At 72.6% G+C, this 20,852-nt stretch carries 20 protein-coding genes and 1 rRNA gene; 5 read left to right on the forward strand and 16 right to left on the reverse strand.

All coding sequences use genetic code 11. From position 1 onward, the window contains the following. The 3 genes from CUT83_RS10415 to CUT83_RS10425 all read right to left on the reverse strand — a co-directional run. On the reverse strand, positions 1–471 hold a 471-nt coding region (locus tag CUT83_RS10415), incomplete at its 3' end, for a DUF2637 domain-containing protein (RefSeq protein WP_143688524.1). A gap of 179 nt (positions 472–650) precedes the next feature. Then, positions 651–1,340 carry a DUF3558 family protein gene (locus tag CUT83_RS10420; protein WP_101255579.1) on the reverse strand — a complete coding sequence of 230 codons (690 nt, stop codon included), beginning with the start codon at positions 1,338–1,340 and terminating at the stop codon, positions 651–653. 370 nt (positions 1,341–1,710) lie between these two features. Next, positions 1,711–2,625, reverse strand: a complete 915-nt coding sequence (locus CUT83_RS10425; protein ID WP_240957773.1) for a hypothetical protein — start codon at positions 2,623–2,625, stop codon at positions 1,711–1,713. 272 nt (positions 2,626–2,897) lie between these two features. On the opposite strand from CUT83_RS10425, the gene CUT83_RS10430 reads away from it, so the two are divergent. After that, the gene (locus CUT83_RS10430) at positions 2,898–4,091 is read left to right on the forward strand and encodes an RtcB family protein (protein WP_101255581.1); all 1,194 of its coding nucleotides are present in this window, start codon (positions 2,898–2,900) and stop codon (positions 4,089–4,091) included. A gap of 115 nt (positions 4,092–4,206) precedes the next feature. After that, complete coding sequence (locus CUT83_RS10435; RefSeq protein WP_165869411.1) at positions 4,207–4,797, forward strand: Uma2 family endonuclease; 591 nt, start codon at positions 4,207–4,209, stop codon at positions 4,795–4,797. Positions 4,798–4,870: 73 nt separating this feature from the next. Here CUT83_RS10435 and hemB read toward each other — a convergent pair whose 3' ends face one another. The 6 genes from hemB to CUT83_RS10465 form a co-directional block, all read right to left on the reverse strand. Then, positions 4,871–5,839, reverse strand: coding sequence for a porphobilinogen synthase (hemB, locus tag CUT83_RS10440; protein WP_101255596.1), 969 nt, complete (start codon positions 5,837–5,839; stop codon positions 4,871–4,873). A gap of 89 nt (positions 5,840–5,928) precedes the next feature. After that, positions 5,929–7,575 (reverse strand): bifunctional uroporphyrinogen-III C-methyltransferase/uroporphyrinogen-III synthase, encoded by a 1,647-nt coding sequence (locus CUT83_RS10445; RefSeq protein WP_101255582.1) that lies wholly within the window; start codon positions 7,573–7,575, stop codon positions 5,929–5,931. After that, positions 7,572–8,552 (reverse strand): hydroxymethylbilane synthase, encoded by a 981-nt coding sequence (gene hemC, locus CUT83_RS10450; protein ID WP_101255583.1) that lies wholly within the window; start codon positions 8,550–8,552, stop codon positions 7,572–7,574. Before hemC ends, CUT83_RS10445 begins: the two co-directional genes overlap by 4 nt. After that, positions 8,549–9,919: a glutamyl-tRNA reductase gene (locus tag CUT83_RS10455; protein ID WP_101255584.1), complete on the reverse strand. Its 1,371-nt coding sequence runs from the start codon at positions 9,917–9,919 to the stop codon at positions 8,549–8,551. The genes hemC and CUT83_RS10455 overlap by 4 nt, the downstream gene beginning before the upstream one ends. A 73-nt stretch (positions 9,920–9,992) precedes the next feature. Then, a complete protein-coding gene (locus tag CUT83_RS10460; protein WP_101255585.1) occupies positions 9,993–10,784 on the reverse strand; it encodes a redox-sensing transcriptional repressor Rex in 792 nt (263 codons plus the stop codon). Positions 10,785–11,055: 271 nt separating this feature from the next. After that, positions 11,056–11,301, reverse strand: a complete 246-nt coding sequence (locus CUT83_RS10465) for a glutaredoxin family protein (protein ID WP_101255586.1) — start codon at positions 11,299–11,301, stop codon at positions 11,056–11,058. A gap of 189 nt (positions 11,302–11,490) precedes the next feature. Between CUT83_RS10465 and CUT83_RS10470 the strand changes: the two genes are divergently transcribed. From CUT83_RS10470 to CUT83_RS10485, 3 genes are all read left to right on the forward strand, one after another. Beyond that, positions 11,491–12,429, forward strand: coding sequence for an HAD family hydrolase (locus CUT83_RS10470; RefSeq protein WP_101255587.1), 939 nt, complete (start codon positions 11,491–11,493; stop codon positions 12,427–12,429). Between the two features lie 358 nt (positions 12,430–12,787). Continuing rightward, positions 12,788–13,567: an ECF subfamily RNA polymerase sigma factor, BldN family gene (locus tag CUT83_RS10480; protein WP_093852038.1), complete on the forward strand. Its 780-nt coding sequence runs from the start codon at positions 12,788–12,790 to the stop codon at positions 13,565–13,567. A 222-nt stretch (positions 13,568–13,789) separates the two neighbouring features. Then, positions 13,790–15,076 carry a DUF5667 domain-containing protein gene (locus tag CUT83_RS10485; protein WP_101255588.1) on the forward strand — a complete coding sequence of 429 codons (1,287 nt, stop codon included), beginning with the start codon at positions 13,790–13,792 and terminating at the stop codon, positions 15,074–15,076. 64 nt (positions 15,077–15,140) lie between these two features. Here CUT83_RS10485 and CUT83_RS10490 read toward each other — a convergent pair whose 3' ends face one another. The 7 genes from CUT83_RS10490 to rrf form a co-directional block, all read right to left on the reverse strand. Further along, entirely contained in the window at positions 15,141–16,235 is a 1,095-nt protein-coding gene (locus CUT83_RS10490) for a lysophospholipid acyltransferase family protein (protein WP_101255589.1), read from the reverse strand. Next, a complete protein-coding gene (locus CUT83_RS10495) occupies positions 16,228–17,259 on the reverse strand; it encodes an NAD-dependent epimerase/dehydratase family protein (protein ID WP_101255590.1) in 1,032 nt (343 codons plus the stop codon). The genes CUT83_RS10490 and CUT83_RS10495 overlap by 8 nt, the downstream gene beginning before the upstream one ends. Positions 17,260–17,491: 232 nt before the next feature. Beyond that, complete coding sequence (locus CUT83_RS10500; RefSeq protein ID WP_003948845.1) at positions 17,492–17,590, reverse strand: 30S ribosomal protein bS22; 99 nt, start codon at positions 17,588–17,590, stop codon at positions 17,492–17,494. Between the two features lie 128 nt (positions 17,591–17,718). Then, positions 17,719–17,931, reverse strand: coding sequence for a helix-turn-helix domain-containing protein (locus CUT83_RS10505; protein ID WP_158238993.1), 213 nt, complete (start codon positions 17,929–17,931; stop codon positions 17,719–17,721). A gap of 688 nt (positions 17,932–18,619) precedes the next feature. Continuing rightward, a complete protein-coding gene (locus tag CUT83_RS10515) occupies positions 18,620–19,795 on the reverse strand; it encodes an acetoin utilization protein AcuC (RefSeq protein WP_101255593.1) in 1,176 nt (391 codons plus the stop codon). Between the two features lie 106 nt (positions 19,796–19,901). Further along, complete coding sequence (locus CUT83_RS10520; protein WP_101255594.1) at positions 19,902–20,549, reverse strand: HAD family hydrolase; 648 nt, start codon at positions 20,547–20,549, stop codon at positions 19,902–19,904. Positions 20,550–20,634: 85 nt separating this feature from the next. Next, positions 20,635–20,751, reverse strand: a 5S ribosomal RNA gene (gene rrf, locus CUT83_RS10525). Positions 20,752–20,852: the final 101 nt, after the last annotated feature.

Below are 20,852 nucleotides of genomic sequence, written 5' to 3' on the forward strand. Positions count from 1 at the left end.
CTTCATCCGGCGCCACAGCCGGAAGGTGGAGGGGAAGGCCAGCAGCCAGCGCGAGATCCGCACGCCCTCCATGTGCTTGTCGGCGGTGATGTCGGCGATCCGGCCGACCGCGTGCCGCGCGGCCTCGACCGCGACGACGAACAGCACCGGGATCACCGCGTGCATCCCGACCCCCAGCGGGTCGGGCCAGGCGGCGGCGCCGTTGAAGGCGATGGTGGCGGCCGTCAGCAGCCAGGCGGTCTGCCGCAGCATCGGGAAGGGGATGCGGATCCAGGTCAGCAGCAGGTCCAGGGCGAGCAGCACCACGATCCCGGCGTCGATGCCGATGGGGAAGAACGGCGCGAAGCCGCCGAACCCCTTCTGCTCGGCGAGGTCGCGGACGGCGGCGTACGATCCGGCGAAGCCGATCGCCGCGATCACCACCGCCCCGGCGACGACCACGCCGATGAGTATTCGGTGAGTGCGTGTCAGGTCCACTGCTGCGTCCTCGCGAGATCGTCGTCGGTCGCCGGCGCCGGTGTCCGCCGCCCGGCCGGACGGCGGGAGGGGCGGCGAGAGGGACGGCGGAAGGGACGGGGAGCCGAAGGTCCCCGAGGGGAAGACAGGGTACGCGCGGCGGGTGACGGGACCGAGGGGTCCGGCCCGGTCACCTACTTGATGGCCTTGACGGCCTCCTTCGCCGCCTTCTCCGCGTTCTCGCGGATGTCCCCGGCCTTCGGCGTCTTTCCGGTCTCGAACCCGGCGCCCTCGTAGTCCACGGTCACCACGACGTTGCCGGTGATGGCGACGACCCGCTGCTCGCGGTACTCCTCAGTCTTCTTGCCGTCCTTGCGCTCCGTCTCGAAGGCTATGGACGTCGCCTGGTCGCCGACCCCGTCGAGCGGGGTGTCCTTGACCTTCTTGTTCTCCTCGTCCTGCGATACGGCGGCCACCTGCTGGCCGGCGTACTCGGCGGCCCGCTCGCTTCCGCTGCCGAGCGTCACGTCGGAGTCGAACCGCTTGAGGGAGACGGTGAGCGCCCGGTACTGGTAGTCGTCCAGGCCGCTCCACAGGCAGGTGCCGTAGCCGTCGGCGTCCTTGGAGCCGAGGTTCTTGCCCTTCTTCTTCGCCTCGGGCACCACATCGCCGACCGTGTCCCCCGAGAGGGTCTTGCAGGGGTCGGGCAGGGTGGTGAACTTCACCGGCGCCGGGGTCGGGGACGCGCTGGAGGCGGAGGCGCTGGGCGAGGGCCCGGCGGAGTCGTCGCCACCGGAGTCGGAGGAGCAGCCCGCGACCAGCAGCATGGGCACGGCGGCGCAGGCGAGGGTGCGGACGACGGTGCGCGTGGCGTTACGGTGCATGGTTCCTTCGCTTCCGGATGTGCTGGGCGCCGGGCACGCCCTGTCGGACGGCACGACGGTACGCCATTCGGGCGATGACACCGCAGCAGCCCAGGCCCTGTCTGACAAATAGCGCTGTCCGCCCGAAGGGCGGGCTCCGCGGCGTCTGGTGCGTGCGATCGCAAGGCGGAGGAGGAGAGCGCAGCGTGCTGCGCCGACGATCGACAACGCAGCGAGCGTGCGTGCCAGACGCCGCGGAGCAGGCGGGATTTGTCAGACAGGGCCTAGAGCGGGTGCGGGCCCTGCCGGGCGGGGCCGGGACCGGGTGTGTCCGTCGTCTCAGTCCCGGTGGAGGCGCGGGCGGGCGCGGGTGCGGGCCCGCGGGCGGGCGTCAGTCCTGGAACTCCCCGGCGAGCCGGCCGGCCAGCTTCAGCGCCTTCTCCTGCAGTTCGGCGCTGTCGGGCAGCCTGCGCTTGTCCGTCACCCACTGCTCGTACTCGACGGTGACGATGACGTTCCCGGTGCGGAAGACCAGGGTGATGTCGCGGTGGACGCCCGAGTCCGCGGTGACCAGCTCGTCGTCGATGTACGCGGCGTCCCCGAGGTCCTCCAGGGGGCGCGGGGCCAGTGCCGCTGCCGCGCTGGGGGCGGGCTGCGGGACGGCCGTCTCCGGCTCGCCGCTGCCGCCGTCCCCGTCATCGCCGCCGCTCCCGGCGGGCTCGCCGCTCCCCTCCGGGGTCTCGCCGGCGTCCCCGCCGTCCCCGGCCTTATCCGCGCCGGCCTCGTCCTTCTTCTCCCCGGAGCCGGGGGACTCCCCGTCCGCGGGCGGCGAGCCGGGGATGCCCGCCTCCAGCACCATGTCCTCGTACAGCCGCACCGCCCGCTCGTCGTCGCTGACGGCGGGGTCGTACGACACGACCCGCTCGAAGTCCACCAGGAGATGGCGGCTGCCCATGCCGGTGGAACTCTTCCAGCGGCAGCCGACCCGGCGGTCGTCGTCGTAGGTGACGGTCTGCTCGCCCTCGTACGCCGCCGGGGTCCCGTCGCCGCCCTCCGCGCCGTCCGCCGGGGAGGCGCTCCCGGCCCCCGGCAGCATCGCCTTCAGAAGGCCGGTGTCGACCGCGTCGCAGGGCTCGGGCAGATCGCGGTAGGTGCCGGGCGGAGCCGTGACGGCGGCGGTGCCGACCGTGCCGGGCTTGCTGTCGGCCGCGGCGCCGCCCGCGCCGGAGCCGCCGGTGCAGCCGACGGTCCCGACGGCCAGCACGGCTACGAGCGCCGCGCCGGTGGCGTATGCCTTCCGCTGCACTGCCCAACTCCTCATGTCCGCGTGAACGCCCGGAAACCCGAGAACTCGAAAACACGTTGCCGCCGTACGACCACAACAGAACACAATGTCTATCGCACGACGTCCGTCACGCGCGCCGCGGGACCTCCGCTCATCGATGCATATGCAGTAATACGTCCGTCCTGTGTGTACGGACGTACGCGGTTCGCACGCGATCCGTGCGCGATTCGCACGCATGTGGCGGAGCGTGCTCGCACTTCTCAGGCACTTCTCAGCCAGGGGGATGAACGAACATGTCGTACACCGAGGTTCCCGGGGCCCGGGTGCCGATCCGGATGTGGGCCGACCCGTCCGGCGTCGAGGACGGCGCGATGCGGCAGCTGCGCAACACCGCGACGCTCCCGTGGGTCAGGGGCCTGGCGGTCATGCCCGACGTCCACTACGGCAAGGGCGCCACCGTCGGCTCGGTCATCGCCATGGAGGGCGCGGTCTGCCCGGCGGCGGTCGGTGTGGACATCGGCTGCGGCATGTCGGCGGTACGGACCTCCCTGACCGCGAACGACCTGCCCGGCGACCTCTCCCGGCTGCGCTCGCGCATCGAGCAGGCCATCCCGGTCGGCTTCGGCATGCACGGGGACCCCGTCGACCCGGGCCGCCTGCCCGATTCCCCCGCCTCCGGCTGGGACGGCTTCTGGTCCCGCTTCGACGGTGTCACCGAGGCCGTCCACTTCCGCCGGGAGCGGGCCACCCGCCAGATGGGGACGCTCGGCGGCGGCAACCACTTCGTCGAGGTCTGCCTCGACGAGGACGGCGCCGTCTGGCTGATGCTCCACTCCGGCTCCCGCAACATCGGCAACGAGCTGGCCGAGTACCACATCGGCGTGGCCCGCAAGCTCCCCCACAACCAGGACCTGATCGACCGCGACCTGGCCGTGTTCGTCGCGGACACCCCCCAGATGGAGGCGTACCGCAACGACCTGTTCTGGGCGCAGGAGTACGCCAAGCGCAACCGCGCGGTCATGATGAGCCTGCTCAAGGGCGTGATCCGCAAGGAGTTCAGGAAGGCGTCCCCCTCCTTCGAGCAGGTCATCTCCTGCCACCACAACTACGTGGCCGAGGAGCGCTACGACGGCATGGACCTGCTGGTCACCCGGAAGGGCGCCATCCGCGCGGGCGGCGGCGAGTACGGCATCATCCCCGGCTCGATGGGCACCGGCTCCTACATCGTGCGCGGTCTGGGCAACGCCGCCTCCTTCAACTCCGCCTCCCACGGCGCGGGGCGGCGGATGAGCCGCAACGCGGCGAAGAGGCGGTTCACCGCGCGGGACCTGGAGGAGCAGACCCGGGGCGTGGAGTGCCGCAAGGACTCCGGCGTCGTCGACGAGATCCCGGCCGCGTACAAGCCGATCGAGCAGGTCATCGACCGTCAGCGCGATCTGGTCGAGGTGGTCGCGAAACTGCGGCAGGTCGTCTGTGTCAAGGGCTGACGCGCCGCGCGGTACGGCCGGCGGTACGGCTCCGGGACCGGGCGTAACCGGTGGCCCGGACGTATCGTTGTACCGCGCGGCCGCGCATCCCGGCGCGGCGGGGAGGAGCGTCACCGTGACCGTCGAGCTGACCGACAGGATCGAGATGGCCGAGTCCGACGAGACCACCTTGGACGAACTCTTCGAGCGTCTGGAGCGGATGCCCGTCCCCGAGGGATACAAGGTCGAGATCGTCGAGGGGTCGGTCTACATGACACCGCAGCGCCGCACGCACTGGAAGATCATCCGGAAGGTCCTGCGGCAGTTGGAGGACCAGTTCGGCCTGGACGCGGAGATCGACTCCGACGTCCGGATCGACTTCCCCGGCCATCTCAACGGCTTCGCACCGGATCTGGCCAAGATCGCCGACGGCGCGGTCCCCGACGCGCGGGGGCACTACTCACCGGATGACGTCGAGCTGATCGTGGAGGTCCTCTCCCGCTCCACCGCCGCCAACGACCACGGTCCCAAGCTGAAGGCGTACGCCGCCGCCGGAGTCCCCGCCTACTTGATCATCGACCCGTACGGCGCCCGCTGCCACCTCCACACCCACCCCAAGGACGACGGCTACGGCAGCGAGCTGACCGTCGACTTCGGTGAGCCCGTGAAGATCACCGAGATGTCCGTGGAGCTCACCATCACCACGGACGGCTTCCCCCGCGACTGACCCCGGCCCCACGGGCCGGACCCACGGGCCGGACCAACCCGACCGGCCCCGGGGCCACGCCGGGGCCGGCGGCTCAGCGCAGCCGCCGGGCCGCCTCCGTCGCCCAGTAGGTCAGGATCATGTCCGCGCCGGCCCGCCTGGCGCCGGTGAGCGTCTCCATGATCGCCCGGTCCCGCTCGATCCAGCCGCGCTGCGCGGCGGCCTCGACCATCGCGTACTCGCCGGAGACCTGGTAGGCCGCCACGGGCACGTCCACCGCGTCCGCCACCCGGCGCAGCACGTCCAGGTAGGGCAGCGCGGGCTTGACCATCACCATGTCCGCGCCCTCGGCGAGGTCGAGCGCCAGTTCGCGCATCGACTCCCGCGCGTTGGCCGGGTCCTGCTGGTAGGCCTTGCGGTCGCCCGTCAGCGAGGAGTCCACCGCCTCGCGGAAGGGGCCGTAGAACGCGGAGGCGTACTTGGCCGTGTACGCCAGCAGCGCCACGTCCTGGTGGCCGGCCTCGTCCAGGGCGCGGCGGACGAAGGCGACCTGGCCGTCCATCATCCCGCTGGGCCCCAGCACGTGCGCGCCCGCCTCGGCCTGGACGCACGCCATCTCGGCGTACCGCTCCAGCGTGGCGTCGTTGTCCACCCGGCCGCGCTCGTCCAGGACGCCGCAGTGGCCGTGGTCGGTGAACTCGTCCAGGCACAGGTCGGACATGACCACCAGGTCGTCCCCGACCTCCGCGCGCACATCGCGCAGCGCCACCTGGAGGATGCCGTCCGGGTCCGTGCCGCAGGACCCGGTGGCGTCCTTCTTCCCCTCCTCGGGCACGCCGAAGATCATGATCCCGCCCACGCCCGCGGCCACGGCCTCGGCCGCCGCCTTGCGCAGGGTCTCGCGGGTGTGCTGGTACACGCCCGGCATCGAGGAGATCTCCACCGGCTCGGCGATGCCCTCCCGCAGGAAGACGGGCAGGATCAGATCGGCCGGGTGGAGCCGGTGCTCGGCCACCATCCGGCGCATCGCCGGGGTGGTGCGCAGCCGCCGGGGGCGCACCACGGGGAAGTCCCCGTAGCCGCCGCGCCCCCTGTCGTAAGCACCGCCGTAGGTGCTGCCGTAGGTGCTGCCGTAGGTGCTCTCGCCGATCGTCACGATGTCCGTGCCCTCCTCCTGGTCGGACGCTTCTCGCTGGGCCGCTGCACCGCCTCGCCGGCCTCGATCATCGCGTCCCGGCGCCTGGCGCCGAACTCCGCCAGCGCCTCGGCCAGCTTGTGCACCGACGGCTCCGGCGCCATGACGTCCACCCGCAGTCCGTGCTCCTCGGCGGTCTTCGCCGTCGCCGGGCCGATGCAGGCGATGACCGTCACGTTGTGCGGCTTGCCCGCGATCCCGACGAGGTTGCGGACGGTGGAGGAGGAGGTGAACAGCACGGCGTCGAACCCACCGCCCTTGATCGCCTCCCGGGTCGCGGCCGGCGGCGGCGAGGCGCGCACCGTCCGGTAGGCGGTGACGTCGTCGACCTCCCAGCCCAGCTCGATCAGACCCGCCACCAGCGTCTCGGTGGCGATGTCGGCGCGCGGCAGGAAGACCCGGTCGATCGGGTCGAAGACCGGGTCGTAGGGCGGCCAGTCCTCCAGCAGCCCGGCCGCGGACTGCTCGCCGCTGGGCACCAGGTCGGGCTTGACGCCGAAGTCGACCAGCGCCTTGGCGGTCTGGTCGCCGACGGCCGCGACCTTGATCCCGGCGAAGGCGCGGGCGTCCAGGCCGTACTCCTCGAACTTCTCGCGCACCGCCCTGACCGCGTTGACCGAGGTGAAGGCGATCCACTCGTAGCGCCCGGTGACCAGGCCCTTGACCGCGCGCTCCATCTGCTGCGGGGTGCGCGGGGGCTCCACCGCGATGGTGGGCACCTCGCTGGGCACCGCGCCGTAGGAGCGCAGCTGGTCGGAGAGCGAGGCCGCCTGCTCCTTGGTGCGGGGCACCAGCACCTGCCAGCCGAACAGCGGCTTGGACTCGAACCACGCGAGCCGGTCGCGCTGCGCGGCGGCGCTGAGCTCGCCGACCACGGCTATCGCCGGCCGGGAGCCGTTCGCCGCGGGCAGCACCTTGGCGGCCTTGAGGGTCTGGGCGATGGAGCCCAGCGTCGCCGTCCAGGTGCGCTGCCGGGTGGTGGTGCCGTCGACGGTGACGGTCAGCGGGGTGTCGGGCTTGCGGCCCGCGGTGACCAGTTCGGCGGCGGTGGCGGCGACCGTCTCCAGGGTCGTGGAGACCACGAGGGTGGCGTCGCTGGCGCCGACCTCGTTCCACGCCTGGGCGTCGGCGGTCCGCGCGTCCAGGAACCGCACGTCCGCGCCGTGGCCGTTGCGCAGCGGCACACCCGCGTAGGCGGGAACCCCGACGGCGTTGGCGATGCCCGGCACGACCTCGAAGGTGACGCCCTCGGAGGCGCAGGCCAGCATCTCGCTCGCCGCGTCCGCGTCGAGGCCGGGGTCGCCGGCGACCGCACGGACGACCCGCTTGCCGCCGCGCACGGCCCTCATGACAAGATTTACGGCATCGTCGGCACCCGCGGATGCTGTTGACGTGTCGTCACCTGCTGTCTGGAGCGGGGTGTCGACACCTGCCCGCACGTGCGCCCGCACGACGTCGTACACCTGCGGGTCGGCGACCAGTACATCGGCCTGCGCCAGCGCCTCGACGGCGCGAAGCGTCAGCAGTCCCGGGTCCCCGGGCCCGGCACCGAGGAAGGTGACGTGCCCATGGGCGCCGTACGAGTGATCGGTGGTGGGGTTCAATGTGCTCGCTCCCCCATCAGACCGGCCGCGCCCTTGGCGAGCATCTCGTCGGCGAGTTCGCGCCCCATGGCCTGGGCCAGGGAGAGCAGCTCGCCGTCGGACGCCGGTACGCGACCGGTGGTGGACAACTGCACCAGTGTGGCGCCGTCGGTCGTGCCGACGACACCGCGCAGGCGCAGTTCGGTGACATCCTGCCCTTCCGCCGGGAAGTCGGCCAGTGCGCCGACGGGCGCGCTGCAACCGGCTTCCAGAGCGGAGAGCAGGGTTCGCTCGGCGGTCACGGCGACCCGCGTGCGCGGGTCGTCGAGCTCGGCGAGCAGGGCTGCGAGGTCGGGGCGCGAGGCCGCGCACTCGACGGCCAGCGCTCCCTGGCCGGGTGCGGGCAGCACCGCGCCGGGGTCGAGCAGTTCGGTGGCCTCGCCGATCAGGCCGACGCGCCTGAGACCGGCGGTGGCGAGGACGACCGCGTCCAGTTCGCCGGAGCGCACGTACCCGATGCGGGTGTCGACGTTGCCCCGGATCGGCACGATCTCCGTGTCCCGGCCCAGCGACCGGGCCCAGGCGGCCAGCTGCGCCATGCGGCGCGGCGAGCCGGTGCCGACCCGCGCCCCGTCGGGCAGCTCCTCGAAGGTGAGGCCGTCACGGGCGACCAGCGCGTCACGGGGGTCCTCCCGGACGGGCACGGCCGCCAGCGCGAGCTGCTCCGGCTGGTCGGTGGGAAGGTCCTTCAGCGAGTGAACGGCGAAGTCGATCTCGCCGCCGAGCAGCGCGTCGCGCAGCGCGGAGACGAAGACCCCTGTACCGCCGATCCGGGCGAGGTGCTCACGGGAGACGTCGCCGAAGGTGGTGATCTCCACCAGCTCGACGGGCCTGCCGGTGAGCCGCCGGACGCGCTCGGCCACCTGCCCGGACTGGGCCATGGCGAGTCGGCTGCGGCGGGTGCCCAGCTTCAGCGGCTGGGGTGCGTTGGTGCTCATTGCCGCTCCTGTTCGGGATTACTGACGGCCGCCACGGTCTGCGGGTCGAGGTCGAAGAGCTCTCGCAGCGCGTCGGCGTATCCGGCGCCGCCCGGTTCGCCGGCGAGCTGCTTGACGCGCACGGTCGGCGCGTGCAGCAGCTTGTCGACGACCCGGCGCACGGTCTGGGTGATCTCGGCGCGCTGTTTGGCGTCGAGTCCGGGGAGGCGCCCGTCCAGGCGCGCCATCTCGGCCGAGACGACGTCGGCGGCCATGGCGCGCAGCGCGACCACGGTGGGCGTGATCGTCGCGGCCCGCTGGGCCGCGCCGAAGGCCGCGACCTCGTCGGCGACGATGCCGCGCACCTTGTCGACGTCCGCGGCCATGGGCGCGTCGGCGGAGGCCTCGGCCAGCGACTCGATGTCCACCAACCGTACGCCCTCCAGGCGGTGCGCGGCGGCGTCGATGTCACGGGGCATGGCCAGGTCGAGCAGCGCCAGCGGCTCCTCGCGGGAGCCGTCGGAGCCGCGGAAGTCGCGGGAGCCGTCTGATCCGGCACGCGCGGCGAGCGCGGTTGACAGGTCGCCGGCCGTCAGCACCAGCCCGGTGGCGCCGGTGCAGGAGACGGCGACGTCCGCGTGCGGGAGCTCGGCGGGCATCTCGTGGGCGGGCACGGCGCGCGCGGTGAGCCCGCCGCCGTGGAGCCCGGCGGCCAGGCGGCGGGCGCGCTCCAGCGTCCTGTTGGCGATCACCAGTTCGGTGACGCCGGCGCGCGCGAGCACCGTGGCGGCCAGGGAGGACATCGAGCCGGCGCCGATCACCAGGGCCCGCCGGCCGCGCACCCACTCGGCGACCGGGCGCCCGCCGGCGAGCTGCTCCAGGCCGAAGGTGACCAGGGACTGCCCGGCCCGGTCGATGCCGGTCTCGCTGTGCGCCCGCTTGCCGACCCGCAGCGCCTGCTGGAACAGGTCGTTCATCAGCCGCCCGGCGGTGTGCTGGTCCTGCGCCACGGCCAGCGCGTCCTTGATCTGGCCGAGGATCTGCCCCTCGCCGACGACCATCGAGTCCAGCCCGCAGGCCACCGAGAACAGATGGTGGACGGCCCGGTCCTCGTAGTGGACGTACAGGTACGGGGTCAGCTCCTCCAGACCGACGCCGCTGTAGCGGGCCAGCAGGGAGGACAGCTCGGCGACACCGGCGTGGAACTTGTCCACGTCGGCGTAGAGCTCGGTGCGGTTGCAGGTGGAGAGCACCGCGGCCTCGGAGGCGGGCTCGGCGCCGACCGCGTCCTGCAGGAGCTTGCCGCGCACCTCGGGCGCCAGCGAGGCCCTCTCCAGGACGCTCACCGGTGCGCTGCGGTGGCTCAGCCCCACTACCAGCAGACTCATACGCCTCCCCCGCTCCGCTCGGACCGTACGGCGTGCGGTGCGCGCGTGACGCGTCTCACGGTCGCTCGTTCGTTCATGCGGGCATCACGGCGGGCACGTCCCCGTCAGGTCCCTGTTCGGTTCCCTCGCCGCGGCGGCGCACGGCCGCGGCGGGCGGCGCCGCGGGCGGGGTGGTGTCGGCGCCGCCCTCGCCGGGCGTCTCCTCACCGGCCTTGCGCTGCTCGTGGAAGGCGAGGATCTGCAGTTCTATGGAGAGGTCGACCTTGCGCACGTCCACACCGTCGGGCACGGACAGCACGGTCGGCGCGAAGTTCAGGATGGAGGTCACCCCGGCGGCCACGAGCCGGTCGCAGACCTGCTGCGCGGCTCCGGCGGGAGTGGCGATGACGCCGATGGAGACGCCGTTCTCCTCGATGATCGCCTCGAGGTCGTCGGTGTGCTGCACCGGTATGCCCGCGACCGGCTTCCCGGCCATCGACGGGTCCGCGTCGATCAGCGCGGCGACTCTGAAGCCCCTGGAGGCGAAGCCGCCGTAGTTGGCGAGCGCGGCGCCCAGGTTTCCGATGCCGACGATCACGACGGGCCAGTCCTGTGTCAGGCCCAGTTCGCGGGAGATCTGGTAGACGAGGTACTCGACGTCGTAGCCCACGCCGCGCGTGCCGTACGAGCCGAGGTAGGAGAAGTCCTTGCGCAGCTTGGCGGAGTTGACGCCGGCGGCGGCCGCCAGCTCCTCCGAGGAGACCGTGGGCACCGAGCGCTCGGAGAGCGCGGTGAGCGCCCGCAGGTACAGCGGAAGCCGGGCGACGGTGGCCTCGGGGATTCCTCGGCTACGGGTCGCCGGTCGGTGTGTTCGGCCAGTTGCCACGGTGCTCCTGCCGTCTGAACGAAACGGTGAGCGGCCCCGCTGGACACCCGCTGGACATGCGTCCGGACCGCTCCGTCCCGACCAGGCTATGTCTTTGTGAACGTGTGCACAAAGACGGTGTCCGCTTTGTCCGGCCAAAGTGACCGGTGCCACACGCGCCGGACGGAACCGGATCCCGCCCGGAACACCTCCCACATATACGCCCGTCGGCCGTGGAACGCCTCGAGGAGCGGTCGAGACGCGGCCGGTCCGCAGGTGGCGGCCCCCACGGTCACCTCTCCAGGGCCGCTCGCAGCCGCCGCGGGTCCACCCGCCAGAAGTCGTGCTGCGCACCGTCCACGAGCACCACCGGGATCTGCTCCCAGTAACGGCGGTACAGCTCCTCGTCCTGGGTGATGTCCTTCTCCTCCCAGCGCGCGCCCAGTTGCGCGCACACCTCGCTGACCACCGCGCGGGCGTCGTCGCACAGATGGCACCCGGGCCTGCCGATGAGAGTGACGGTCTTCATGACCGCCATTGTGCCGCCGCGCCCGGTGCCCGCCGCGGCCGCTCCCCTCTCCCGGCCCGTTCCGGCCTGACCCGGCCCGGCCCGGCCCGGTCCGTCCCGGCCCGTTCCGGAACGCGCTTTCCCCGGTTGGCGCAGTCCCCGCCCTGCCGACACCCCTCCGTCACCGGAACCCCACGGAACACTGGCTATGCTCGCGGCATGGCCGCACTTGGATGGCTCGTCCCCCGCAGGCGTTCGGCGACGGCTCGCAGCGTTCTCGCAGGCGAGGCCGCCGCCGAGGCGGCGCGCAGGACCTCGCGGGAGGTCGGCGCACTCGCCCCCGGCGAGACGGGGAAACCGGCGGAGCCGGAGTTCCCGGTCCACGGGGACGTCGGGGCCGCGGCCTTCTTCGACCTCGACAACACGATCATGCAGGGCGCGGCCCTGTTCCACTTCGGCCGCGGCCTGTACAAGCGGAAGTTCTTCCACAAGCGCGAGCTGTTCCGCTTCGCCTGGCAGCAGGCCTGGTTCCGGCTCGCGGGCTCGGAGAACGCCGAGCACATGCAGGACGCCCGCGACAGCGCGCTGTCCATCGTCAAGGGCCACCGCGTCTCGGAACTGACGGAGATCGGCGAGGAGATCTACGACGAGTACATGGCCGGCCGGATCTGGCCGGGCACCCGCGCGCTGGCCCAGGCGCACCTGGACGCGGGCCAGAAGGTGTGGCTGGTCACCGCGGCCCCCGTGGAGACCGCCACGATCATCGCCCGCCGGCTGGGGCTGACCGGCGCCCTGGGCACGGTCGCCGAGTCCGTCGACGGCGTCTACACCGGGCGCCTGGTCGGCGAGCCGCTGCACGGCCCGGCGAAGGCGGAGGCGGTGCGCGCGCTGGCCGCCGCCGAGGACCTGGACCTCTCCCGCTGCGCCGCCTACAGCGACTCGGCCAACGACATCCCGATGCTCTCGCTGGTCGGGCACCCCTACGCCATCAACCCCGACAGCAGGCTGCGGGCCCACGCGCGCGAGCGGGGCTGGCGGCTGCGCGACTACCGGACCGGCCGGAAGGCGGCGAAGGTGGGCATCCCGGCCGCGGCCGGGGTGGGCGCGGTGGCCGGAGGCGCCGCCGCGGCCATGGCGATCCAGCGCCGCCGCCGCTGAAGCCACCACCGAAGCCACCACCGAAGCCGCAGCCGAGACCACCGCCGAAGCCGCGCCCAAGCCGCGCCGGAACCGCCGCACCGGTCGCCAGTTCGGACGGAGGCCGCTCTCCGGCCACAAGCTAGCCGCCGACCGATCGGAAAGCGACACGAACCGATCGGATCGGCACTCCGGTTCGCCGCCCGAGCAGCCGCAAACGCATAACAGAGCAAACCTAACCGGCGATTTCGGCAACTAGGTGTAGCACGGTCTGTACGAAGCGTTATTCTCCTCAGACGCAATCCGGTGTCCACACGCCCTTGTGACGGGCGGACGGTCCCGCACTGCACGTGATGGAAGCTCTGCCTCTGGGAGTCCCGTGTACCCACACGTCGGGGTTGACGCCTCGGGCCTGGCTGCGCTGCGCACGCTGGTCATCGACCAGCTGCGCGTCCTCGTCCCCCCCGCGCACGCCGTCCCCGCCCTCGCCGCACCTGTCCCCGCAGGCCCCGTCTACGCCCTGGCCGAGGGAGCCGCCGGCACCGCCGCGGTGGGCCGGCGCACTCGCGCCGCGGCCGCCCCGGGCGCCGCCCGGCGCCCGGTCGACGGCGACAGCCGCCGCATGATGGATCTCGTCGAGCGCGCCCAGGGCGGCGAGGCCGAGGCCTTCGGGCGCCTCTACGACCAGTACTCCGACACCGTCTACCGCTACATCTACTACCGCGTCGGCGGCCGGGCCACGGCCGAGGACCTCACCAGCGAGACGTTCCTGCGCGCCCTGCGCCGGATCGGCACCTTCACCTGGCAGGGCCGGGACTTCGGCGCCTGGCTGGTCACCATCGCGCGCAACCTGGTGGCGGACCACTTCAAGTCGAGCCGCTTCCGCCTGGAGGTGACCACCGGCGAGATGCTCGACGCCAACGAGGTGGAGCGCAGCCCGGAGGACTCGGTCCTGGAGTCCCTCTCCAACGCCGCCCTGCTGGACGCCGTCCGCCGGCTCAACCCGCAGCAACAGGAGTGCGTGACGCTCCGCTTCCTGCAGGGCCTGTCGGTCGCCGAGACCGCGCGGGTCATGGGAAAGAACGAGGGCGCGATCAAGACCCTCCAGTACCGGGCGGTGCGGACCCTGGCCCGGCTGCTGCCGGAGGACAGCCGATGACATGTGGTGGCGTGCGGTGACGTTCCGTTTCGCAGCGGGCGGCAGGGCGATCGCGCCCCCTTCGGGGCGTAACCCCGTCGGCCGGTGGTCGTTGTGCGGTTTGCAGACTCCCCGCGGCCCGTCGCGTCCGGACTGCGGCACCCGAGCCGCCGCTCCCGTACGGCCGTGCAACCCTCCTGTGGGGCAGGGAGTCGACTGTGCTGACGAGAGGAGGTGCCGCCCGTGATGGGAGCCGTATCGCCGAGCCGGCGGGCAAACGCCTTCGCCCAGGCCCTCGACGAGCGCGAGTCCGAGGGTGCGGCGGCCGACCGGTCCGGGGGCGCGGCCCCCGAAGTCCCGGCCGGGGCGGCGGAGAAGACGAGGGCCGGGCTGACGGACGGGCCCCCCGACGAGCGCACGGCGCTGCTGTCACTGGCCGACAGGCTCGACGCCCTGCCGAAACCGACGATGGACCCCGACGTCAAGGCAGCCCAGCGGGCACAGCTCCTCGCCGCCGTGGAGAACGCCTTCGCCGAAAGCGGCGAGGGCGCCTCGGTCCCCGGCCCGCGCTCCGCCCGCACGGAGCGCGGCGGAGCCCACCGGGCCTCCCCGCCGCGCCCGTTGAGCAGGCTGCGCCCCAGGACGAGGCTCACCAAGGGGCTGGCGGCGGGTGGCCTGAGCTTCGGCGTCGCGGCGGGCGCCCTGAGCGGAGCCGCCGTGGCCAGCACCGACGCCCTGCCCGGCGACACCCTCTACGGCCTCAAGCTGGGCATGGAGGATCTCAAGCTCGGCATGGCGGGCGACGAGGCCGACCGCGGCGTGGTCCATCTGGACCACGCCTCCACACGGCTGAACGAGGCCCGGCGCCTGCTGGAGCGCGGCCGGTCGGGCCCGCTGGACCACGAGTCGCTCGGCGACATCCGCAGGACGCTCTCCCACATGCGCGACGACGTCTCCGAGGGCCACCGGCTGCTCAGCCAGGCGTACGAGCGCGAGGGCGAGATCGCGCCGATCCGCTCGTTGTCGTCCTTCTCCCGGTCCCACCGCACCAAGTGGGACGAGGTACGCGCGGGCCTCCCCGTCCAGCTCACCGATGTGGGCGACGAGGTCAGCTCGCTCTTCGACGCCATAGAGGACGAGGTCGGCCCGCTCAGGCCCCTGCTGGACTCCGGGCAGGAGGACACGGACTCCGCCGCCGGCACCGACCGCGGCGACCGGCCGGGCGGCGGCCGTACGGACCGGCCGCCGTCGCCCGTGCCCGGCGGGAGCGGTGCGGACGGCGCGGAGGGAGGCGACCGGGACGGCGAGCGGCAGCCCAGCCCCTCCGACTCGTCCGGCTCCACCGGACCGGACGGGGAGAGGCTCCTGCCCGACCCCGGCGACCTGCTGGAGCCCTCCCCCGGCGAGGGCGGCGCCTCGGAGTCGCCGGACGGCGCCCCCCGGCTCCCCGAGCCGGACATCACCATCCCGCCGCTCCTCCCGAACCTCCTGCCGGGGCTGGGGATCGAGACGGGCGACGACTCCGACTAGCGGACGGGCGGCCGGTGTCCGTGAGGGCACCGGCCGCCCGGAGCTCGTACCTACGGGGCGCCGCTCAGAAGAACACCGAACGCCGCCTCACCAGCAGCCGGTAGAGGGTGTGCTGGATCGTCTCGCGCACCTGGTCGGTGAGGTTGAACATCAGCATCGGATCGTCGACCGCCTCCGGCGGATAGTCGTCCATCGGGACCGGCTCGCCGAACTGGATGGTCCACTTCGTCGGCAGCGGCACCATCCCCAGCGGCCCCAGCCAGGGGAAGGTGGGCGTGACGGGGAAGTACGGGATGCCCAGCAGCCGTGCCAGCGTCCTGAAGTCGCCCACCATCGGGTAGATCTCCTCGGCCCCGACGATCGAGCACGGCACGATCGGCACCCCGGCCCGCAGCGCCGTGGAGACGAAGCCGCCGCGCCCGAACCGCTGGAGCTTGTAGCGCTCGGAGAACGGTTTCCCCAGCCCCTTGAAGCCCTCCGGCATCACTCCGACGATCTCGCCCCGCTCCAGCAGCCGCTGGGCGTCCTCCGTACACGCCAGGGTGTGCCCGGCCTTCCGGGCCAGCTCGTTGACGACCGGCAGCATGAAGACCAGATCGGCCGCCAGCAGCCGCAGGGCCCGCTCGGCCGGGTGGTGGTCGTGCACGGCGACCTGGAGCATCAGCGCGTCCAGCGGCAGGGTCCCGGAGTGGTTGGCGACCACCAGCGCACCCCCCTCGGAGGGGATGTTCCCGATACCGAGCACCTCGACCCGGAAGTACTTCTCGTACACCGGCCGGAGCGCCGACAGCAGCACATGCTCGGTGAGGTCGGCGTCGTAACCGAACTCGTCGACCTCGTACTCCCCGGTGACCCGCCGCCGCAGGAAGGCCAGCCCCTCGGCGATCCTGCGGTCCCAGCCGCCCCGGTCGCCCCGGTCGGTCCGGTCGGCCCGGTCCTCCCGCCGCGTCCCCGGACCGCTCCCCGAGCCGGCCCCGGGCACGGCCGTGAGCGGCTTCTGCGCACCGCCCCGGTCCTCCTGGCCGGTACGGTCGTCGTCACCCCCCGTACGGCGCCCGCCGCCCGCCGCCCGTCCCCGGGCGGTCCGGCCCGGGGCCGTCCGTCCCTGGCCGCCGCGCGACCGGTCGTCGTCGAATGGAATGACCTTGGCGTCAGCCATGGCGGACGACCTCCTCGATGCGGTCCACCGCGTGTGCGAGTCTCTCCGGCGGCAGCAGCCCCGGCCCCCCTGCGCGCGCGAAGTCGGCGAAGGCGCCGGCCGTGGTGTACCGCGGCTCGAAGCCCAGCACCTCGCGCATCTGCGTGGTCTCCACGACCCTGCCGTGTGTCAGCAGCCGGATCTGCTCGGCCGAGAAGTCCGTGACACCGACCGTGCGCAGCGCCGTCCCCATCCACCGGATCGCCGGCAGCAGCAGGGGCAGTGTGGGCCGTCCCAGCCGCCGCGCGGCCTGGGACAGCAGCAGTACCCCGTCGCCCGCGATGTTGAACGTCCCCGCGTTGAGCGTTCCGCGCCGCGGCTCCCCGGCCGCCAGCCGCAGCACCTCGACGACGTCGTCCTCGTGGACGAACTGCAGCCGCGGGTCGTATCCGAGGACGGTCGGCAGCACCGGCAGCCGGAAGTACTCCGCCAGCGGCGTGTCCGCGCCGGGGCCGAGGATGTTGGCGAAGCGCAGCACCGTCACCGCCACGTCGGGACGGCGGCGGGCGAACCCGCGCACGTACTCCTCGACCTCCACGATGTCCTTGGTGAAGCCGCCACCGGGCAGCGCCTTGGCCGGCGTGGTCTCGGTGAACACCGCCGGATCGCGGGACGAGGAGCCGTAGACGTTCGTGCTGGACTTCACCACCACCCGCCGCACGGACGGCGCCTTCTGGCAGGCGCCCAGGAGCTGCATGGTGCCGATGACGTTGGTCTCCTTGACCGACGCGCGGGTGCCGGGCAGGAGCTGCACCCCGCTGACGTCCAGGTGCACGACGGTGTCCACCCCGTGCTCGGCCAGCACCCCGGCGACCGAGGGCTGCCGGATGTCGGCGCGGACGAACTCCGCCCCGCCGAGGTGGTGCCCGGGCGGCACGGCGTCCACCCCGACGACCCGGTCGACGTCGGGCTCACGCAGGATCCGCCGTACGAAGCGCCCGCCGAGCCGGCGGGCGACGCCAGTGACGAGCACGACCTTGCCCAACGTTGCTCCCTCTCAGCGTGCGGTGGGCCGCCTCCGGGAAACCCTGCCACGGGCCCCGGCGGCCCTCCTTGTTCCTCGCCGTTCCCCACCGTTCCTCACGGCCTGGTCCCGAACCGGTTGCGGGCGGGTCCGCGGCCACCGTATCGGTCGGCCGCCGTTCCACGGCGGAACGCCACCGCCCTCCCACCGACACGGCGGTGGGAGGGCGGTGGTCAGTGTGCGGCGCGCCCGCTCACTTCTTGTTGCGGCGCTGAACGCGCGTGCGCTTGAGCAGCTTGCGGTGCTTCTTCTTGGCCATCCGCTTGCGCCGCTTCTTGATAACAGAGCCCACGACTTACCCTCGCTCACTTCGTCACTCGGTGCGGGGCGTCCGAGCCCACACGACCTACGTCGGCCCAGCCTACCCGGCACCGGGTAGTGCTCGTGACACGAGGGGGCCACAGGCCCGTCGTTCCGCGGTTACGCGCTCTTCTCCGCCTCCACGTACGACTCGCGGAGGTACTCGTGGACGGCCTGCTCCGGCACCCGGAAGGACCTGCCCACCCGGATCGCCGGCAGATGGCCACTGTGCACCAGGCGGTACACGGTCATCTTGGACACTCGCATCACCGAGGCGACTTCCGCCACGGTCAGGAACACGACCTCGTTCAGAGGCCTCTCGGCAGCAGCCATGTCACACCTGAACCTTCCGCACATGTCGGGCACCGGCTTCCCCTCCGGTGTCTCCTGCTCGCATGCGCGCTCCTCCCCAGATTAGGGGCGGGTGATGCAAGTGGGGAAGAGGAGTAGCCATCGGTCTCCTAATGTGACAGACGGGAGCAATTGAGCACATAGCGCGCAGGCGGACGGTGACCGCACGACGCCATGGAGTCATCCGGACGGACGGCCGGCCGCGTCCGCCCGCCCCGCGGGGCGACGGCCGCCGCGGACCCGCCCCCGGGGGCCGGGTCCGCTCCCCAGCACCCGGCTGACCTGCTCCGCTACCCGTTCGCGGCCCCCGGCCGCCGGCTCCATGGCGGTTCCGGCCGCCGCGGCGGCAGTGGGGACCGCATGTCCGGGGAGGGGCGAGCGGGAGCGTACGCCCGGCGCACCGGCCGGCAGGCGCGCTCCCCTCATCCGGATCGGCGCGACTCCCCGTGAGCGCCGAGAGGGAGGGAGGCGTACCCCGAACCGGGTCGTCTTGTCGACACATCTCCCCTGCACCGGTGCGAGGACGGGAGGTCCCTCCGCCGACAGGGCACCGGACGGGGAGCGTAGGAACCCGGGAGCCGACCAGGTGCGCCCGGCCGGTCCGGCTGCTCGGTCCGGCGGCGCCCGAACACGGCTCGGAGCCCGGCCCGCAGCCGTGTCCCGCGGTGGCTCAGGGCAGCAGCCCGTGCGCCGGATACACCGAGCGCCGCGCGGCCAGCACCGCCTGGTCCAGGGCGCTCGCCGGGTCGTAACCCGCTTCCCAGTCCGACCACACCGGCTCGCGCCCGTCCGTCATCCGCCGCGGCGCGTCCTGCCGGGTGCGCGCGTACACCTGCCGCCGCCAGTCCTCCGGGATCATGGTCTTCGACGCGATCGGCTCGCCCGCCGCGATCGCCACCAGATGCGTCCAGGTGCGCGGTACGACGTCGACCACCGCGTAACCGCCCCCGCCGAGCGCGACCCAGCGCCCCTCCGCGTACTCGTGCGCCCAGTCGTGGCAGGCCTCGGCGGCCGCCCGCTGCGCGTCGACGGTCACCGCCAGGTGCGCCAGGGGATCCTCGATGTGCGTGTCGGCACCGTGCTGGGTCACCAGCACCTGCGGCCGGAAGGAACGCAGCAGCTCCGGCACCACCGCGTGCAGCGCCCGCAGCCATCCCCCGTCGGATGTGCCGGGCGGGACCGCGATGTTGACCGCGCTGCCCTCCGCCTTCTCCCCGCCGGTCTCCTCCGGCCAGCCGGTGCCGGGGAAGAGCATGCGGGGATGCTCGTGCAGCGACACCGTCATCACCCGCGGATCGTCCCAGAAGGCCGCCTGGACACCGTCCCCGTGGTGGACGTCGATGTCCACGTAGGCGACCCGTTCGGCACCCAGCTCCAGCAGCCGGGCGATGGCCAGGGAGGCGTCGTTGTAGACGCAGAAACCCGCCGCCCCGCCCGGCATCGCGTGGTGCAGTCCGCCGGCGAAGTTCACCCCGTGGAGGACGTCCCCGCGCCACACCGCCTCGGCGGCCCCGACCGACTGCCCGGCGATCAGCGCCGAGACCTCGTGCATCCTCTCGAAGGCCGGGTCGTCCTCGGTCCCGATCCCGTACGATCCGTCCGCCGCCCCGGGGTCCGCGGAGATACGGCGCACGGTGTCGATGTAGTCGGAGCGGTGCACGAGCCCGAGCGTGGAGTCGCCCGCGGACGCCGCGGCGACCACCTTCAGCCCGGAGGCGCCGGGCAGCCCGAACGCCTCGACCAGTTCCATGGTCAGCTTCAGGCGCACCGGATCCATCGGGTGCCCGGGCCCGAAGTCGTATCCGGTGACCGCCTCGTCCCACATCAACTGTGCGCCGCCGCTCATACCCGTCACCGTATCGGGCGGCCCGGGGTACCACACGGCCGCCCACACCGCCGCGAACGGGTCGTCCGGCCTGCCCCGGGAAGCCACCCGTCCCGCCCCGGCCGGCTCAGGCCAGCAGGAGCGCGGGCAGCTCGTCCATCGTGGAGAACAGTGCCGTCGCCCCCGACATCCTCTCTCCCGGCGTCATGGCGGTGAACCCGTACACGTCCATCCCCGCCGCGACGGCCGCCCGTACCCCCAGAGGACTGTCCTCGACCACGGCACAGCGCTCGGGCGGCACCCCCATCGCCTCCGCCGCGTGGAGGAAGAGATCCGGTGCGGGCTTCCCCCGCCCGACGTCCTGGGCGCTGAAAACCCGCCTCTCCCCGAACCGCTCGTACAGCCCCGTCCTCCCCAGCGCCACTCTTATCCGCTCGTGGCTGCCGGACGAGGCCACGCAGTACGGCATGCCTTCGGTGTCGAGGGTCCGCAGCACCTCGCCGGCACCGGCCACGGGCAGCAGATCACGCCGGAAGGCGTCGAAGACCCGGGCGTGGAAGACGGCGTCGAAGTCGTGGGGCAACCGCTGCCCCGAACGCTCCAGGATCAGATCGTGGATCCGGTGCATGGCGGAGCCCATGTAGTCCCGGATGGACTCCTCGTAGGTGGTCGGATGCCCCAGTTCCGTCAAACAGGCCGCGAGGATCCGGTTGGATATCGGCTCGCTGTCCACCAGGACACCGTCGTTGTCGAAGATCACCAGGTCGTAACGCACAACCACCCAACCCGAACAGCACGAAAGGTCTCGTAAACGCGAGAATGCCCTGCCGGGAACCCGGCAGGGCATTCTCTCAACAATTGTTCGGCGGCGTCCTACTCTCCCACACGGTCCCCCATGCAGTACCATCGGCGCTGAAAGGCTTAGCTTCCGGGTTCGGAATGTAACCGGGCGTTTCCCTCTCGCTCTGACCACCGAAACACCATGAAACAACAACAACCGCCGGCCAGGCGGGTCGTGGTCTCAGAACCCACACAGTGGACGCGAACATCTACGGTCAAGCCCTCGGCCTATTAGTAC

The organism is Streptomyces barkulensis, from assembly GCF_002843305.1.
GTDB lineage: Bacteria > Actinomycetota > Actinomycetes > Streptomycetales > Streptomycetaceae > Streptomyces > Streptomyces barkulensis.

What these genes read in the sequence shown, in the direction of transcription:
- CUT83_RS10455 (WP_101255584.1), bottom strand. Translation starts at nt 9,919, where the DNA reads ATGAGTCTGCTGGTAGTGGGGCTGAGCCACCGCAGCGCACCGGTGAGC.
- CUT83_RS10430 (WP_101255581.1), top strand. Translation starts at nt 2,898, where the DNA reads ATGTCGTACACCGAGGTTCCCGGGGCCCGGGTGCCGATCCGGATGTGG.
- CUT83_RS10420 (WP_101255579.1), bottom strand. Translation starts at nt 1,340, where the DNA reads ATGCACCGTAACGCCACGCGCACCGTCGTCCGCACCCTCGCCTGCGCC.
- CUT83_RS10505 (WP_158238993.1), bottom strand. Translation starts at nt 17,931, where the DNA reads ATGGCTGCTGCCGAGAGGCCTCTGAACGAGGTCGTGTTCCTGACCGTG.
- CUT83_RS10470 (WP_101255587.1), top strand. Translation starts at nt 11,491, where the DNA reads ATGGCCGCACTTGGATGGCTCGTCCCCCGCAGGCGTTCGGCGACGGCT.
- CUT83_RS10515 (WP_101255593.1), bottom strand. Translation starts at nt 19,795, where the DNA reads ATGAGCGGCGGCGCACAGTTGATGTGGGACGAGGCGGTCACCGGATAC.
- CUT83_RS10490 (WP_101255589.1), bottom strand. Translation starts at nt 16,235, where the DNA reads ATGGCTGACGCCAAGGTCATTCCATTCGACGACGACCGGTCGCGCGGC.
- CUT83_RS10465 (WP_101255586.1), bottom strand. Translation starts at nt 11,301, where the DNA reads ATGGCGGTCATGAAGACCGTCACTCTCATCGGCAGGCCCGGGTGCCAT.
- hemC (WP_101255583.1), bottom strand. Translation starts at nt 8,552, where the DNA reads ATGAGCACCAACGCACCCCAGCCGCTGAAGCTGGGCACCCGCCGCAGC.